This window comes from Flavobacterium sp. CS20 (assembly GCF_018080005.1).
GTDB lineage: Bacteria > Bacteroidota > Bacteroidia > Flavobacteriales > Flavobacteriaceae > Psychroflexus.
The window spans coordinates 338,167-353,135 of sequence record NZ_CP073015.1 but is presented as its reverse complement, the minus strand read 5'-3'; the positions used below and the strand labels follow the sequence as shown (position 1 = coordinate 353,135).

Here is a 14,969-nt window from a genome sequence, read left to right as displayed (position 1 = left end):
ACCGTTTATTTCTTTCTCTTTAAACTTTTCTAATTTTTTTTGAAAATTTGATTTATGTTTTTTTTGATTCATATTTTTTATATTCAGCTCAACTATTTGATAATCAATATTTTAAATTTTGTTACAATCTCGCTTAGAGGCACGTTCTCCATTTAGGTGGTTTGTAATTGAATTTTTCTAAAGAAGTTGTAAGTCAAATTCATAAGCCCTACAATACCTTTTGCTCGTTTTATCCCAATACTATTTATATACATACCATTCATACTCATTTCCATGAAGCCAAATATGTGTTCAACTCTTGCACGGGTTTTAGATTTTTTTGTATTACTAGCTTTTTGCTCTTCGGTTAATGGCTTATTGCGATATCCTTTTTCATGTACTTTGTTTTTCATCTCATATTTGGCAATGGTTTTTTCTTGTTCTTCTCCTGTGTATGCACTGTCAGCATAAAAATCTTCTTCTTTATCTTTCTCATCTAATAGATTGTCAATAACTTGAGAATCATGAACCGTCGCTGATGTAATTTCATATTTTACTATTAATTTGCTTTTAGAATCTGATTTTACATGATTTTTATAACCATAATAATTTCCACCTCCCTTTTTTGTCCACTTTGCATCTATATCTTTCTGTCTTTTTTTGTTTGGATTATTTTCAAATGATTCGGGTGTTTCTCCTTTTTTAATTTGTTCATTTTCTTCTTTGGAATTTCTCTGTCTTGGTACTTCAATAAAGCTTGCGTCAACAATTTTACCTTGATTTACAATCAAGCCTAACTTTTCTAATTCTTTTATAAACAAGTTAAAACAAGGTTCAATAAGGTCTAAATCTATGAGTTTATCTCTGAAATTCCATATCGTTTTACTATCGGGAATGTCGTCGGCAATAGTAAGATTTAAGAAGCACATAAAACTCATACGGTCATTAATTTGGTATTCTATCTGGTCATCTGATAAATTATAATAGCGTTGAAGTATCAAAATTTTAAATAGCAAAATGTAATCATACGGTGGTCTACCTCCTTTGCCTTTAGCTTCTTTTGATAAGCCTACTTCAATTATTTCCCTAAACATTTCAAATTCAATATTTTGGACTAATTTAACCAATGGATCTCCTAATTGAGATAACTTACTTAATCTAATATCTTGGTCAAAAAAACCGTAATCTCTGTGTCTTTTATATCGCTTCATAATGCCAGCTAAAATACTAAATATCAATCATATAAAATAATTATTTTTGATGTTTTTTAGTGAAATTTGGTTTTTAGAGATTCCCTTAAGTTTTTCATTATAGTAAATATAAAAAGATTTGTTATATAATAAAGCTTGAAGAGTTATTTTATCAATATTCATAAATTTACTATAAAAATTTTTTTTTAAGTATATAGATTTATGCTTATATAAAATTTGAGTATGCTCTGTAGTCTTTAAACTTATATCGTTCTTGCTCTTTGATAAATAATTAAAAAATTGAATGTCAGTTAAATATGAAGAAGGTTTAATTTCAGTATTTTTGACTGTTTTAAATGTACATTGATCTGAATTAACTTTTATTCTAATACAGTTTTTTTTAATATCTTGTTTAAATACATCTATTTTTCTTTCGTCTCTTTTTAGTTTACTATTTTCATTTATTTTGTAATAAAAGTAAGTCGCAACAAAAATCAACTAAGAATCAACTAATAATGGTCTAAACTAATCGAGGTATTTTACTTTTAGGTGCAAAGCTAACCAATAATGTTTATTTTCACAACGCTTTCGGTTTTCAATTACCCTTTTGAGTTGGTATATTTGCTTTTCACCTAACTATTAATGTGTATCTAAACGCGTATGGGGTTTGAAAAAAGACTAAGTGAGTTGCGCATACCAGGAAGATTTCCCAAGGGGAACTGGCTAAACAGGTTGGAGTGCACACCAACGTCATGGGACGTTACGAACGTGGGGAAGCAAAGCCGTCTATTGATGTAGCCATGAAGCTAGCTGATGCCCTGGGCGTGAGTTTGGATTTTTTGGCGGGCAAGAGTGATCAGCAAATTGATCAGGAGATCATCAGCAAGGTTTTAATGATCCAAAAGTCGCCTGATCAGGACAGGGATCATATTCTGTTTACACTCGATGCCATGCTGAGGGATGCTAAAGCAAGGGCTACTTATGGGTAACGAAAAAGCCCAAGCTGGATAGCCTGGGCTTTAGATTATTTTGGACTTGGATGATTTCAGAGGGTAAAAAATGAACGCTTAGTAATTGATCATTCCACTTACTTTATGCACGTGAAGTTTATCTGATGAGTCAATATAGATATAGTGTAATGTACTAAATTGTGATAACCCTGTCAATAAATACCAAGTTTCTTGCTGTAATTTTCCAATAGTTTTGAATGTTCTTTTTCTAGTAGGGTCTATATCGGGTGGTCTTCTCCAAACAAAACCATTATATCTATTAAAGTACACTTTGCGATTAGCGTAATCCTTTCCATTATATTCAACATTTGCAGTGAACGAAAAACTTGTATCTTTTATCAAACAATGATAAGGTTCCATATCATTAGGGTTAATTGCATTTATGGTTTTACAACTGTCCTTTGGCTCCATCCTGTAAACAGCAAAAGAGTTGTCAACCTTATCCCAGTTGGGGTTAATCACATAATCTTTGGTAATGGTTACAGCCTTTTCGTCCCAACAACTTGTTGTTAGAAACAAAAGTAGAATGGCTGCTGTGTAAACTCTCATTAATCTTGTTGTTGAGTCGCTGGTGTTTGGTCAAGGATTAAAGTCGCACCACGATGAGCCTTCCCAAATGCTTCCCTGTTGTCTTTGTAAAGATCATCGTTGCCTAAATCATTATCAACCTTCCATTGCTTATAGGTAGCAAGTGCATTTATAAATATTCTTTGACCATACAATGATCCTTCCATTTCGGTTGAAGTTGTTGTTCTAAATGGAGTTTCAACACCTTTCGGGCTCTTCCAGATTCATTCCAGGTATTTTATACCAATTATTTGCGATAAACTGGTCAATTCTCTTTACCATATCCTTATCGGCCTGCAATGTATTCACATCTTCAAGATAACTTTCACTATTTACTGCGCGTAGTCCTTATCATGACGTTTAGCTATAGCATCAGCCCAATCAATTGGTCGCTGATTAAAATTGTAATTCTTACTGCCTTTAAAACCATCATCGGTCACGCTACCTTCACCAGAGTATAAGCCGTGATAAATAAAATCAGACTTCCCCCCTGTTTGTCGTTGCTCCCAATAGGTATCTGTTCTATTTCCAGCATCATCATAATAGATATGTTTTATACCTTTTCCCCCTGGGCCATAAGGCACAGAATTGTGTATGCCAGCCGTTGTTCCACCTAATCTTTCTATGTCATCGTCCGTCATTTTGTAAAATTCCGTTTTCGCAACTGCTCCATTAGCGTAATGGTGAAAGGAAATGTATTCTAACCCTTCAAGATCAAGACCATCAATAACTCTATTTTCTGCATAAGCAAAAGGCGAGTTCCAAGGATAATCACGAGCTAAGGGGTCTAAGCTCTTATACCTACCAAGCCTTGGATCATAGCTTCTAAAGGTATGATTTTGACTGTTTCTCGTGCCTGAAATCTCATTATCATTTTCAGCTCCGATAAATCCGTAACGGTATGAGTTAGAGTTAAATGACCTTCCGGGCATTATCGAACCATAAGGATAATACTCATTATAAGAAAGAACGTCTGGCACAAAGGCACCAAAAAATCGATTTGATTGCCAGTTTGGGCAATTTCTGAGACGTCGGCTATGCTAAAGTTAGATACGGTAAAGGTTTCTACTTGGCTAAAGTCACTGCCTGTTATTATGTGTACAGTGTAATCGCCACTTTCACTGCTGGAAAAGGTAGTGGCAATGGTTTGAGTATTGTTGGTCGCAGTGCTATATATTGTTTGGCCGCTTGGGCTTAAAAGATACACTTTTAGGCTTGTAGTAAAGTTATCGCGATCAAGGTCAAACTGTAAAGTATATTGGCGTCCAGCTTCGAGTGGGTAAGTGCCAACAGTGCCAGACTCACGGTTATAACAAGTGACGTCTATACTAAAGTCTTCATTATAACTAATGGACGCTTTACCTGTTCTGCTCCAGTATTCTGTAATCTTTTCGTTATTACCAAACCATTTTGTACCAACAAATTTGGCAGGAAGTTTTCTGTCACTTATTACAGAAAGCACATTGCCGAGGTGGTTAGAGAGTTCGTATTTTTTGTCGCCTACTATACGGTTTATTTTATTCAAGTTAATGTTACCTGGTTCGTTAGGGTCGTTGTCTTTAGGGTCTAAGAAATCTGGGTAGCTGTCGCTATCGGTGTCATCGTTTGTTATATCACCATCTCCGTTTTCGTCTTCTTCGTAGGTGAGGTAGCCGTCATTGTCATCGTCTATATCAACAAAGTTGGGCATACCGTCGTTGTCAGTGTCTAAGAGATAAACATCTTCATCAGTAGGAGGGAAAGTGTTTTCAAAGCTTGTAGGCACATTATCGTTATCATCATCAGTATCCAAGCGATTGTCTAAGCCGTCATTATCAAAATCGTTAGCAAAAGGGAGTGGATTTTGGGTAGAATCTGCACTAAATTCATCTATGGGATGTTGCCAAAATTGGTAGGTATTAACGTTACTCTTCTTTTGTCCTGCACGTTTAAACATACAAAGTAACCATTCTTTTCTGCTTTCTTGTGGGTTATTTTCTATAGTTTCTATGACTTTCTTTGATGTAAACTTTTTATAATCTCGTAAAAGTTCCATAGGCTGGTCTTTTGCTGACCTAAAAATAAAATGGCAGTGGCTTGGCATAAAGCAATAACAATACAATTCCATTCCTTTGTGTTCTCTACAGTATTCTATACTATTGGCTAATATGTCTAAATATTCATGCCTTGTAAATACATCTATCCAATATACTGTAGCAAAACTTACAAAGTATAACCCACTCTTGTTATGAAATTTGTATTTTCTACTCACTTTGCTAAAATAAGAAAAGACTGCATAATGACACTCTCTTTTTCTGAAAATGGACTCTTTGCACTCGTTACAAACGAGTGCTGGCGGGGATGCTGAGCGTAGCCGAAGTATTGTTTCTATTGTTTCTGTTGTTACTATAGTTTATATTGTTTGAGCTTATTTTTTTAAATCTGAGCGTTTATACAAACTTTGTATCATTCAAATTCTTTCTCGTAATATGTAGATGCATCTTGCAGTAGCATATCCAAGTACTGATTTTCTCTTTGGCATCGGGCTTCGTCCCATTTTAAATATTTGATTAAATCTTCTTCTACAATATGTCTAAACTGATGTACACTTTCAATATCAAAATACAATCGCCCTGTTCTTCGGACAAAGAAATCTGATAAACCATTGACCATTTCGTGATGTACCGTGTACCACAACTCAGCTCTAATCAAGCGTTCAATTGGCGTTGGGTTAATAAAGAAATTGACTTTTTTCAAAATAATATCAGCTTGCTTGCCATAATTAGAAGTCAAATACCACGCTTGATATTCATCATCAATCCCGATATTTTTGAGTCTCTGAGCTAAGTTGTACTGGTATTGCTTGACCGCATCTAAATTTTTTAAGGGTTCTGATGTCAATTGAATTTGCTTTGTAGTAGAAGGTTTGATTCGTTTGAGTTTTTTCTTTTTAAACTGCTTTAAAGCTTCATCAATGGTACGTTGAGCCATTTTGCGATAACCTGTTAGTTTTCCACCAGCAATTGACACCAAACCAGAATCGGACACAAAGATTTCATCCTTTCTAGATAAATCAGAAGGATCTTTACCATCTTCGTGAATCAAGGGTCGTAAACCTGCCCAATTCGACTCAATATCTTCAATTTTTAAATTCAAATCAGGAAACATATTGTTGGTGGCATCAATTAGATATTTGGCATCTTCCTGTGTTGCCACTACTCTATTCAAATCGCCAGTATAGTTGGTATCAGTGGTTCCAACATAGGTCGCACGACCGCGAGGAATAGCAAAAATCATACGGCCATCAGGTACATCAAAATAAACAGATTGTGACAGTGGAAAGCGCTCATGTGAAAATACCAGATGCACACCTTTGGTTAAGTGTAAACGTTTGTTATTTAAAGAAGTGTCTTTAGTTCTGACTTTATCAACCCATGGTCCAGCAAAGAGAAATATAAGCTTTGGATTTGATGCTAAACTTTTCGCCAGAATTGTGGTCTTTAACATTGATGTGTTTGATTTTACCGTTATCTTTATAGACAAAATCTGTCATTTCACAATAGTTTAAAATATCAGCACCAAAACCCGCTGCTTTTTTGAGCAATTCAATAGTCAAGCGTGCATCATCTGTTCGGTATTCGGCGTAAAAACCACCACCTTTAAGGTTTTCTTTGTTTAATAAAGGTTCTTTGGCGAGGGTTTCTTTAGCAGAAAGCATTTTACGTTTGTCATCTCCTTCAACATCAGCGAGAAAATCGTAAACTTTAAGTCCAATAGACGTCATGATTTTGCCATAGGTACCACCTTCAATTAAGGGCAGAAGCATTTTTTCAGGAACAACTAAATGAGGGACAAGATTGTGAACAATAGCACGTTCACTACCCGATTCTTTCACTAAACCTATTTCCATTTGCTTGAGATAACGCAAACCGCCGTGAATCAGTTTTGTAGATTTATTGCTGGTTCCAGAAGCAAAATCATTTTTTTCTATCAAACAAGTTTTGAGTCCACGTGAAGCCGCATCAAGTGCTATTCCTGCACCAGTTACACCACCACCGATAATTAAGATATCGTATTTGGTGTTTTTGACTTGATGGAGCAAAGGTTTTCTATCCAAAACCGAAAAGCGAATTGGCATGTCTTCTCGAACAGCCAACTGATTGGCATGTGCAGTTTTGGTCCGTTCTACGGCTTGTTTCCAACCATCATAAAGTTTAGATCGTTCAAATTGAGACATTTGGGGTTTAAAAACCTGATCTATATTTCTGATTTGAGTGATATCTTCTTTTGTCCAAATACCAGCTTGAATACCTGCAAGAAATGCAAGACCCATAGCTGTAACTTCAAGCATTTCGGGTCTTTCTACTTCGGTATTTAAAATATCTGATTGAAATTGCATCAAATAATTATTAGCTGACGCACCTCCATCTACACGAAGGGTTTTCATTTGTTGACCACTATCTTCCACCATGGCTTCAATGACATCGCATATTTGATAAGCAATAGCTTGAACCGTGGCTTTGGTCAAGGCGTTTTTATCCGTATCTAAAGTCAAGCCAAAAATTGAGCCTTTGGCTTTCATATCCCAATGTGGTGCACCCAAGCCAGCAAAAGCCGGAACGACATATAAATCTTTACTGATTTGAGTTTCAAGACATATTTTCTCAGTCTCGGCGACTTGTTTAATAAAATCTAATTTATCTCTTAACCATTGCACTGAAGCTCCAGCGACAAACACACTGCCTTCAAGTGCGTATTTAATTTTTTCATCAGGCAAAGTACAAGTCAATGTGGTTAATAAACCATTAGTAGAGATATTGGCTTTTTTACCTGTATTCAACAACATAAAACAACCTGTGCCATAAGTATTTTTGGCAATTCCAGATTTAAAGCCACCTTGACCAAACAGTGAAGCTTGTTGATCGCCTGCTACACCAAGGATTGGGATTTTGGTTTCATTATATTCTGCAAATCCAAAATCTGAAGATGAATGTTGCACCTTAGGCAAAGCCGATTTTGGAACATCAAGAGCTTCAATCAATTGATCATCCCAGCTTAAATCGTGTATGTTATAGAGTAAGGTTCTCGATGCATTGGTATGGTCAGTAAGATGATTTTTGCCGTGAGTAAATTTCCAAATCAACCAAGTATCAATGGTTCCGAATTTTAGTCTATTTTGTTTAGCTAATTCTCTTGCTTCTGGCACGTGGTCTAAAATCCATTTGAATTTTGTTCCCGAAAAATAAGCATCAACTTTAATACCTGTTTTCTGTATAATGTCATCTTCGTGGCCATCCTCAATAAGTCTATCACAAATCTCACTGCTACGTTTATCAAGCCAAACTATTGCATTATAAACAGGTTGTCCCGTTTCAGAATCCCAAACCACTGTCGTCTCACGTTGATTAGTAATACCAATACCTGCAATATCTTTAACAGCGATATTGTTTTGATCTATAACTTCGTGAAAAACATGTTTTTGATCTTCAAAAATTTCTAAAGGATCTTGCTCTACCCAACCCGATTGCGGATGATATTGTTTGAGCTCTTTTTGAGCAATGCCATGAATTTTTCCTTTTTTGTCAAAGATAATTGCTCTTGTGCTTGTTGTACCTTGATCGAAAGCAATAATGTATTTTGAAGCCATACCTTAAAATTTGAATATTAACAAATATGCTAAAAATAAACAGTAATTTATAATAAACAAATAAATTAAAATGATGTAAGCGTTTGTATTTTAAAATGTTCAATTATTTATTAGATTTTATATCATTTCATAAATCGATTTCGTAAATTTTAAAACTAAATCTTTGGTTTAAAATTTAATTTGTAATATTGGAAGTTGAATAAATGTGAATCCCTTGAATAAATCATAAATCCAACATATTTTTAAAACTAAGCCTTATGAACAAAAAAGCCTTTTTAATTTTGATTACCAGTGTTTCTGCTCTTGGCGGATTACTTTTTGGTTATGACACAGGTGTGATAAACGGTGCACAATTCTTTTTAAGTAAATATTTTGAATTAGATCCAGGTATGAAAGGCTGGGTGGTTGCCAGTGCACTTTTAGGGTGTTTGGTTGGTGCAGTTTCTTCTGGGTTTTTTAATACTTTATTTGGCAGAAAATACACCTTAATTCTTTCGGCTGTGTTGTTCACAGTTTCAGCTTGGGGTTCAGGAATGCCATCTGTTTTGCCAGAAAGCGTAAGTCTTTTGGTCGTTTTTAGAATTATTGGCGGCATAGGTATTGGCTTAGCCTCGATGTCTGCACCCGTTTATATTGCAGAAATTGCACCTTCAAAACAACGTGGAATATTGGTGAGTTTTTACCAATTGGCGATAGTGGTTGGTTTCTTTGTGGTCTTTCTCGTAACCTATTTTATAGGAAAAGATTTAACCGAAGCACAAAATATTCAATTTGGCTGGCGAAGAATGTTTTGGTCAGAATTGATTCCTTGTGCATTGTTTCTGTTTGCCTTGTTTTTTGTCCCTAAAAGTCCACGTTGGTTGTATTTAAAAGGACGAGATACAGAAGCTTTTAAAACCCTAACCAAAATTCATGGCGAAATGGTCGCCATAGATGAACAACGGGAGATCAAAAAATCTATTGAAAAAAATCAAAACCAAACCACTAAGGTTAACTATTTCTCTAAAACCATACTTGGCATTATTGTGATTGGAACGGTTTTCTCTATGTTGCAACAATTTACGGGAATCAACGCTGTTCTGTATTACGGTGCAGATATTTTTGAAAAAGCTCTCGGCTTTGGTAAAGACGATGTTTTGGCACAGCAAATCTTATTGGCTGGTGTAAATCTCGTGTTTACGTTTGTAGCTATGTTTTCTGTAGATAGATTCGGACGAAAACCACTGGTTATTATTGGTAGCGTAGGAATGATAATTGGGTTTTTACTTTTAGGCTTTAGTTTAAAATACGATGCCGTTGGTCTTGTATCTTTAATAGGCGTGTTGTTGTTTATCGCTTCGTTTGCGATGTCGATGGGACCAGTGGTTTGGGTGGTTTTATCTGAAATGTTCCCCAACCGCATCAGAAGTGTAGCCATGTCTGTGGCGGTTGTCGCTCAATGGGGTTCAAATTATATTGTCTCCCAAAGTTTTCCAGTGGTTATGGAAAGTGAACTCAACAAAAATGAATTTTGGAATGGCTCTCTGCCCTATTTTATCTTTATTGTGTTTATGATTATTTTGATATTTTTTATTATAAAATATATCCCCGAAACCAAAGGCAAATCTCTGGAAGAATTAGAAGAAATTTGGGAGGAGAAGTTATGATGACCTTTTATATCAATTCAAAATGGAGCAAGCAAAAAAGTTGTGGGATTACAAATTTCATAACTTCAACTTTGATTTGTAACATATTTGTAACATAAATATCCTGTTATATCACAAAGGTTAGTAGTGTTTTTTAAATACATGTTATTTGTTTGTTTTGTAGCTAATTTATGATTGAAAATCAGATTCACCCAGTGGCTCTTGGACGGAAAAACTATCTGTTTGCCAAGTCGCACAAAGTCGCTCATGACGACATACAAAATTGAATCTGCAAACCTGGCTGAGCTATGTCTTCGAGAACATCATCACAAAATACAACGAAGTAACCTTTTCTAATAGATAAAACTCCTTGATATGACAAGCTACCAATTATTTGAAATTACAAAATCCCATTCGATTTAGCAGGATCAATCAAATTTAATGCTATCAGATTTCAGTGCTTCAAGGCATTTAATCTCAACTCCAAATACTCTGAAATCACTCCCCTGAAGGTTAATCCCTGATTAGTAAAGCGAGTGGCATTCGTCATAATAGACAAGACAAAATGGCGATCTAATTCAGTCAATAGAGAAATATTGAAAGTCTTAAAAACTCCTGATTCCATTCCTTTTTTGTAAAGTGCCTCTAAGTTGGACAACACTTTCATCGAAAACTCTTCAATAATATCCCATGCATCGGGAAAATAGAGTTGCATTTGTTCAATAAAATTTATTGACAAATCTTGTATTCCTTCACATAGTCTGATTAGAAGGGTGCGATAATTTTGTTCAACATCGTCACCCTGAATGGCTTCTTTGGAGATGACAAAATCCATTTCATCAACAATAGACTGAACTACGGCTTTATATATCTCTTCTTTAGAGGAAAAATACGTGTAGATATTGCTCTTGCTCTTACCTCCAAGTTCAGCCAGCTCATCTAAAGTAAAATTGTTCAGTTCCTTATCTTGTAATAGCGGTACTAACTCCCTTAACCATAATTTAATTTTTTTCGTCAGTGCTTTTCTTTCTTTGTCTATAGCTTTTCTTCCCATGGTATATTAATAAAAAAGGGTTTGTAATTAAAGTAATCCATTATTTTAGAGATCACTGATTAGATTAGAAACAGCTAACCCAACTCTAATTCAACTCTATCACTTAAGGGTCTGCCAACACAAATTAAAACATATCCATCGGCTATTTCTCCCTCCGTAAGTCCTTCCGCTTTATCCGTACTTACTTCTCCAGATTTTAAAAGACATCTACAGGTAGAACAAGTGCCACTTTTACATGAATACGGCATATCTATATCAAGATCCAATACTTGGTCAAGAATAGGTTTAGCTTGATTTAATTGAAGTTGATGAGTTTCTCCAAGTACATTTATGATCACTTCAGACGTTTTGGAATGATCAGCATCAGCATTATCTGAAATTTTAGCCTCAAAACTTTCGATATGGATTTTTTCATTTTGAATTCCAGCCGTTTTCAATCCAAGCTGAAAAGCATTCATCATTGGAGCCAGTCCACAAATAAATATTTCGGATGCATCCAAAACGCCTTGCTCATTAATAATTTTTTTCATTAAATCATCATTAGGTATTCCTGTATATTGAGCATAACCCGTGTCATTTTTTTCTAAAATATGTATGACGCTAAGCTGATTATTTTCTCTCTCCAATGATTCAGTTCATCTTTGAAAATGATGGAGTCCACATCACGATTTCCATAAATTAATGTGATACTGGATTTTGGTTCTTGTTGCAGAACAGTTTTTAATATGCTGAATAAAGGGGTTATCCCTGAACCACCGCCGATAAAGAATAATTCTCGCTTTTGCGATTTTTCATAGTTTGTAGTGAATGAACCTGCTGGTGGCATGACTTCCACTTGCATTCCTGGTTTGTAATGATCATTAATATGATTTGACATTTTGCCACCTGCCACTCTTTTGACTACAACTGCCAGGGGTTCATTCAAGTAGGGTGAAGAGCATAATGAGTATGCACGCCTGAGCTTCTTTCCTGCTACTTCGTCAATGATTGTGAGGAATTGCCCGGGTTCATAGTACAGCGGAACCTCGGGTTGTTGAAACACCAGTTTAGTTGCATGGCTTGTTAGTTTCTCAACAGAATCAAGAACAAGACATAAGGTTGATTCATCTTTTTTTTTATGCCTGCGCTTCTGCTTGAAAAGATTGAAAAGGTTGAAATTCATATTTTAAAATCAGTCATCCAAGCTAGTTACGAATTGAGTCAGTGTCTTCCTTCTTTTTGGTTTTGGGAGCAATCTTTGACATTGCTCTTTCAGCAATTGCTGTAATTGATAGGGACGGATTGACTCCTGGGTTGGCTGAAATCATCGAACCATCAATAACATACATATTTTCATAACCAAATACCTTGTTGTCTTTGTCAATGACACCTGTTTGGGCACTTTCGCCCATTACAGCACCTCCTAAGATATGTGCTGTTGTAGGGATTCCCAGAGTCGCCTCACCAATAAAAGAAGACGGTTTTCCATTTACTTTTTTCTGATACATAGAGGTTAACTTTACAGATTCTGGAATATAGGCAGTAGGTTTTTTACCTGATCCAACTTTTGAGAATAACCCCCCTAATTTACTCCTTTTAAAAATTAATGTACTATCCAGCGTTTGCATAAAAAGCAAAACCACCGTTTTTTTAGCCCAACTGTTTCTTAAATAAATATTGATATAATCGATGGGAGATTTCAGGAATGTAACAAAAATGTTAAAATACCTTATCAAGTGGTTTTGTGCGGTACTGTACGGCAGATGGGTAAGTTTCCAGGCATCGGAACCTTCGCCATATCTACATACTTCCAAATGGCTATGTTCATCGGTGTGTAGAATACTTCCAATGGCTATACCTTTAGACATATTGATGTCTTTATTTAAAGAGGATACACTCACCAATGTTTCATTATTGCTTCTTACATCATGCCCTAAACGATCTGAAATATTGGGTAAAGTGGTTGACTTTAGCTTTAGCATTAGCTTCAGGGTGCCCAATACCCCGCCAGAGAAAATGACCCCCTTTGCAGTCACTTTCGATTTCTTTTTGAAAAATCTTGTGCTGTCCTGGTATTCTATTTCATACCCATCAGTACCATCTTTTTCTCCTATTGGTTCGACTCCAATTACTTCTTTTTCGGCTAATATTTTTGCGCCATGTCCCTGTGCTAAAAAAAGGTAGTTTTTGTCCAGTGTATTTTTGGAGTTATTGGGACAACCCGTCATACATTGCCCACAAAAGTTGCATCCAGTTCTATCTGGACCTTTGCCATCAAAATAAGGATCTGGAACTGTTTTATCTGGTTTTCCAAAATAGACTGACACATTAGTTCGGGCAAATTGATCTTCCTTGCCGATTTCCTTAGCCAACTCTTTTAAGGCTAAATCACCATCAAATAGAATAGGATTTTTGGTTGCTCCAAGCATTTTTAATGCTAATGGATAAAAAGGCTTAAGTTCCTCCTCCCAATCACATAAGCCAGCCCAACTTCCTGTAGTAAAGAAAGCTTTTTTAGGAATGGGTAATGTATTTGCATAGACCAAAGAGCCTCCTCCAACACCTACCCCTGATAGAATCGAAATATGCCGTAATACAGTCACTTTCATAATTCCATAAAATCTCAGAAACGGCACCCAAAGCCATTTATGCAATTCCCAGTTGGTCTTGGCAAACTCCTTACCTTTTCGCCATTTTCCTTTCTCAATGACCAAAACTTTATAACCTTTTTCTGATAATCTAAGAGCACTGACTGAGCCTCCAAATCCACTACCTATAATAACGTAATCATAATCGTAATTCATAATAAACAGATTTTTATTTCTTTATAAGAGCAAGCATATTCTATTGACGTTGTACATTCATCCGTTTCTTTTCTTCATTGATTTCTCGAATCTTTGGGTTCATAATAGAAAACCATAGAGGTGGTATGGTAGATAGCATCATCATACCTGGATACCCAGTAGGCATTTGAGGGGAAGTGTCCATATGTCTTAATATTTGATACTTCCTGCTTGTTATGTAATGGTGATCGGAATGTCTTGAAAGTTCAAATAAAACTAAACGACCTAGTATGTGATCGGAATTCCATGAATGGTGTGGCATCACTCGCTCATAGCGCTCTCCAATTTTTTCTCTTTTCAAGCCATAATGCTCAATGTAGTTGACCGTTTCAAGTAGGAGGTGTCCTATTAATGCTGCGATAACAAAATAGCCTACAGTAGGTAAACCGAAGAAATACCAAATAGCCGCAATCATTGCTCCTTCTGCGATGTGATCCTGAATCATCTCATTTCGAAGTGAAAAGAAAGGGATACCTTTCTTTTTAAGACGCTGACGTTCTACTTCCCATGCCTTGAAGTAAACTCCAATCATAGATCGAAACCAAAAGATGAATACTGAATCACCATATTTAGCCGTTGCCGGATCTTCAGGTGTACCTACCATTTGGTGGTGGTGTATATTATGTTCATGGAGAAAATGCATATTGAGGGAAGTCCCTAAATTGATTTTTGCCATTAGCTTTTCATACCAGGTATTTCTATGACCAAGCTCATGCCCAACATTAATACCCAATACGCCACAACAAGTACCCATTGAAGCTATTCTTCCTATTTTATCAACCACTGAAAGTCCAGCCTCTTGCATCGAGAAAAGAAAATATACCAATGTAAAGACCTGTATTGGAACCATTAAGTAGATTTGAAGATCATAGAGAATATTATCAAGCCTTGATTTTTCCTCTGCTTTACTAATATTGCTAGGATCAGGTCTAAAAAGCAATTCCAGAAGTGGTATTACCACAAATAACCAGATAACAGGCAGGAATGTTTCCCATCCATGCATATCCTTACTAAAGCTAACCCATGCTAAAACGGGGATGATTAACCCCTGCAGGTATTTTAAAGATTTTAACTTTTTCATTGTATTAGTGTTTAA

The 14,969-nt window shown here is 35.8% G+C and carries 15 protein-coding genes and 1 pseudogene; 3 read left to right on the top strand and 13 right to left on the bottom strand.

Annotated features, from left to right (window positions below; translation table 11 throughout):
- Positions 1-152: 152 nt before the first annotated feature.
- Complete coding sequence (locus IGB25_RS01600) at positions 153-1,190, bottom strand: IS5 family transposase (RefSeq protein WP_211065883.1); 1,038 nt, start codon at positions 1,188-1,190, stop codon at positions 153-155.
- A 27-nt stretch (positions 1,191-1,217) separates the two neighbouring features.
- Positions 1,218-1,667, bottom strand: a complete 450-nt coding sequence (locus tag IGB25_RS01595; protein ID WP_211065882.1) for a hypothetical protein — start codon at positions 1,665-1,667, stop codon at positions 1,218-1,220.
- A 203-nt stretch (positions 1,668-1,870) separates the two neighbouring features.
- Here IGB25_RS01595 and IGB25_RS01590 point away from each other — a divergent pair.
- Positions 1,871-2,158: pseudogene (locus IGB25_RS01590) on the top strand (helix-turn-helix domain-containing protein); the annotation flags it as partial.
- A 78-nt stretch (positions 2,159-2,236) separates the two neighbouring features.
- On the opposite strand, the gene IGB25_RS01585 reads toward IGB25_RS01590, so the two are convergent.
- The 6 genes from IGB25_RS01585 to glpK all read right to left on the bottom strand — a co-directional run bounded on the left by IGB25_RS01585 (position 2,237) and on the right by glpK (position 8,372).
- The gene (locus IGB25_RS01585) at positions 2,237-2,728 is read right to left on the bottom strand and encodes a hypothetical protein (RefSeq protein ID WP_211065881.1); all 492 of its coding nucleotides are present in this window, start codon (positions 2,726-2,728) and stop codon (positions 2,237-2,239) included.
- Positions 2,728-2,913 carry a hypothetical protein gene (locus tag IGB25_RS01580; RefSeq protein WP_211065880.1) on the bottom strand — a complete coding sequence of 62 codons (186 nt, stop codon included), beginning with the start codon at positions 2,911-2,913 and terminating at the stop codon, positions 2,728-2,730. The genes IGB25_RS01585 and IGB25_RS01580 overlap by 1 nt, the downstream gene beginning before the upstream one ends.
- Before the next feature lie 165 nt (positions 2,914-3,078).
- Positions 3,079-3,726, bottom strand: a complete 648-nt coding sequence (locus IGB25_RS01575) for an RHS repeat-associated core domain-containing protein (RefSeq protein ID WP_211065879.1) — start codon at positions 3,724-3,726, stop codon at positions 3,079-3,081.
- Positions 3,678-4,781: a hypothetical protein gene (locus IGB25_RS15345; protein ID WP_371815925.1), complete on the bottom strand. Its 1,104-nt coding sequence runs from the start codon at positions 4,779-4,781 to the stop codon at positions 3,678-3,680. The genes IGB25_RS01575 and IGB25_RS15345 overlap by 49 nt, the downstream gene beginning before the upstream one ends.
- Positions 4,782-5,191: 410 nt before the next feature.
- Positions 5,192-6,232, bottom strand: coding sequence for a glycerol-3-phosphate dehydrogenase/oxidase (locus IGB25_RS14615; protein ID WP_247653571.1), 1,041 nt, complete (start codon positions 6,230-6,232; stop codon positions 5,192-5,194).
- Positions 6,153-8,372: a glycerol kinase GlpK gene (gene glpK / locus IGB25_RS01565; RefSeq protein WP_247653570.1), complete on the bottom strand. Its 2,220-nt coding sequence runs from the start codon at positions 8,370-8,372 to the stop codon at positions 6,153-6,155. Before glpK ends, IGB25_RS14615 begins: the two co-directional genes overlap by 80 nt.
- A gap of 236 nt (positions 8,373-8,608) precedes the next feature.
- Here glpK and IGB25_RS01560 point away from each other — a divergent pair, with 236 nt between their 5' ends.
- A complete protein-coding gene (locus IGB25_RS01560) occupies positions 8,609-10,018 on the top strand; it encodes a sugar porter family MFS transporter (RefSeq protein ID WP_256437260.1) in 1,410 nt (469 codons plus the stop codon).
- A 170-nt stretch (positions 10,019-10,188) separates the two neighbouring features.
- Entirely contained in the window at positions 10,189-10,284 is a 96-nt protein-coding gene (locus tag IGB25_RS15340) for a transposase (protein ID WP_211065876.1), read from the top strand.
- Between the two features lie 167 nt (positions 10,285-10,451).
- On the opposite strand, the gene IGB25_RS01550 is transcribed toward IGB25_RS15340, so the two are convergent.
- From IGB25_RS01550 to IGB25_RS01530, 5 genes are all read right to left on the bottom strand, one after another.
- The gene (locus tag IGB25_RS01550) at positions 10,452-11,051 is read right to left on the bottom strand and encodes a TetR/AcrR family transcriptional regulator (RefSeq protein ID WP_211065875.1); all 600 of its coding nucleotides are present in this window, start codon (positions 11,049-11,051) and stop codon (positions 10,452-10,454) included.
- Positions 11,052-11,125: 74 nt separating this feature from the next.
- Positions 11,126-11,677, bottom strand: a complete 552-nt coding sequence (locus tag IGB25_RS01545) for a 2Fe-2S iron-sulfur cluster-binding protein (protein ID WP_211065874.1) — start codon at positions 11,675-11,677, stop codon at positions 11,126-11,128.
- Entirely contained in the window at positions 11,635-12,213 is a 579-nt protein-coding gene (locus IGB25_RS01540) for an FAD-binding oxidoreductase (RefSeq protein ID WP_211065873.1), read from the bottom strand. Before IGB25_RS01540 ends, IGB25_RS01545 begins: the two co-directional genes overlap by 43 nt.
- A gap of 22 nt (positions 12,214-12,235) precedes the next feature.
- Complete coding sequence (locus tag IGB25_RS01535; protein ID WP_211065872.1) at positions 12,236-13,834, bottom strand: GMC oxidoreductase; 1,599 nt, start codon at positions 13,832-13,834, stop codon at positions 12,236-12,238.
- Positions 13,835-13,874: 40 nt separating this feature from the next.
- Positions 13,875-14,954, bottom strand: coding sequence for an alkane 1-monooxygenase (locus IGB25_RS01530; RefSeq protein WP_211065871.1), 1,080 nt, complete (start codon positions 14,952-14,954; stop codon positions 13,875-13,877).
- Positions 14,955-14,969: the final 15 nt, after the last annotated feature.